1 pseudogene is annotated in these 716 nt (G+C 38.0%); it reads left to right on the top strand.

The features are described from left to right. Positions 1–667, top strand: a pseudogene (locus CWB66_RS08970) (IS1634 family transposase); the annotation flags it as partial. Positions 668–716 lie beyond the last annotated feature (49 nt).

Genomic DNA, 716 nt, shown 5'->3' with positions numbered 1-716 from the left:
CCTTTTAGATCAATACTTACCTCAAGACGATAAACAAGAACTCACCCCCGGTGAAGCTGTAAAAGGCATGATCATGAATGGACTCGGTTTTGCCAATCGACCTTTATCACTCAGCCCTCAATTTTTTACTAACTTGCCTCTTGAACATTTATTTCGTGAAGGGGTTCAAGCATCACATTTTAATCGTCACAAACTTGGTAGAACTCTCGATCAATGCTTCGAGTTTGGCTGTGAAAGCTTATTTTCATTAGTCTCCGGACAAGCATGTGAAATAGAGCAAGTTGATAAAACCTTTGAATCACTTGATACAACGAGTCATTCACTGACAGGTGAATATGCTTTTGATGATGGAGATAGTGATGAAAATGTCATTAAAATTACTCATGGCTATAGCAAGGCTCACCGTCCTGATTTAAAACAAGTCGTACAAGAAATCATTGTTAGCCAAGATGGTGGGATCCCGCTTGCATGTAAAAACTGGGATGGTAACAGCGCAGACACCGCTATTTTTAAAGCGCGAAGTAAGGCGCTTGTTGATGAGTTCAAAAAAAGCCAAGCTCCTAAATACCTTGTGGCAGACTGTAAACTTTATCATAAAAGTAATGCTGAGTTTTTAACCAAAATTCAATTTCTCACGCTAGTACCTTCAACAATTTCTCTTGAAAAATACACTTAAATAACATCCATAACAGCCAACCAATTGGTTAATATTTTTT

This window comes from Pseudoalteromonas sp. S558 (assembly GCF_005886635.1).
Classification (GTDB): Bacteria; Pseudomonadota; Gammaproteobacteria; order Enterobacterales; family Alteromonadaceae; genus Pseudoalteromonas; species Pseudoalteromonas aliena.
This window is presented reverse-complemented; position numbering and strand designations above follow the sequence as displayed.